The following is a 1240-nucleotide window of genomic DNA, read 5'->3' as shown; positions in this document are numbered from 1 at the left end:
ATCGCCCACGGCGAGATCTTTCTCACCATGGGCAGAAGAAGTATGGATCGACGGCAGATATGGTCAGCGATGAAGCGGCTCTGCCAAAAAGCGGGCGTCGCGCCGTCGAAGGTGTTTCCACACAATTTGCGCCACCTGTTTGCTACAGCGTACTATCGTGTGTATCACGATATTGTGAAGCTCGCGGATATGCTCGGCCACAGCTCCATCGAGACGACGCGCATCTATCTCATTGAGAGCGGCGCGGAGCACCAGCGGCAGCTGGAGCGGCTGGGATTGGTCAGTTAGGACAGAATCCGTATTCCGTCTAAATTATATCTCGGTGTACATCGTATTTGTGTCGTTTTCTGCTGAAAATATAACATAATCGTCGCTCAAAATCAATAGGTAACGGCTCGAGCGCATAGAAAAGTCAGTCTCAAAACGATGTGTTTTTGAGACTCGAGCTTTTATACGCAAATTTTCCGCTTTCTCGGCTCTTCCAGCTGTTTTTGAGGCAGCTCCTATCTGCTTTTTCCGCTTTTGGCAGCAAAGCGAAGAACGGAATACGGATTCCGTCCTATACGGGATGTGAAAGAATGGGGAAGAGCCTGCGCGAGTTCTGTACCGAAAACGGCCGCGACACGCTGCTGCATGAGTGGGATGCCGCGAGGAACGGCGGCCTGACGCCATCCGACGTTTCCTTCGGAAGTCATCAAAAGGTATGGTGGCAGTGCTCCAAGGGTCACAGTTGGCAGGCGAAGGTCTACTCCCGTTCGGCGGGCAGTGGCTGTCCGTACTGTACCGGACGCAAAGAAGTGCCTGAAAACTCGCTGGCGATACAGGTTCCTGCCCTTGAGGCCGAGTGGGATGCGGAGAAAAACGCCCCGCTGAAGTTCGCCGATCTGACCGTAGGTAGCCACAAAAAGGTCTGGTGGCGGTGCCCTGCGGGACATTCCTACGATTCGGTCGTCAAGAGCCGTGTGCTGGGCACCGGCTGTCCCGTCTGCGCGGGGCGTGTTGTTCTGCCGGACGAAAACTCCCTCGCGGCAAGGTATCCCGCACTTGTTGCCGAATGGGATACCGAGAAGAACGCTCCTCTATTGCCGACGCTGGTCGCCCCGGGAACGGTGAGAAAGGCCTGGTGGCGCTGTCCCAAGGGGCACAGCTACCGTGCCGCCATCTCATCCCGCGCGGGTGGTGGAACAGGCTGCCCATTCTGCGCAGGGCAAAAGGTCATACAGGGCGAAAACGACTTCGC

The 1240-nt window shown here is 56.1% G+C and carries 2 protein-coding genes; both read left to right on the top strand.

Going from position 1 to position 1240, the window contains the following annotated elements:
- Positions 1-288 (top strand): tyrosine-type recombinase/integrase (locus tag KQI17_RS13415; protein ID WP_216496691.1); only part of this gene is annotated, 288 nt, incomplete at its 5' end.
- Between the two features lie 290 nt (positions 289-578).
- The coding region (locus KQI17_RS13410) for a zinc-ribbon domain-containing protein (protein ID WP_216496690.1) at positions 579-1240 on the top strand (662 nt) is incomplete at its 3' end.

The sequence above is a fragment of the Oscillibacter sp. MSJ-31 genome, from assembly GCF_018918025.1.
GTDB lineage: Bacteria > Bacillota > Clostridia > Oscillospirales > Oscillospiraceae > Hominicoprocola.
Note: the sequence above shows the minus strand (reverse complement) of the source record. Positions and strands in the feature narration are given on the sequence as shown.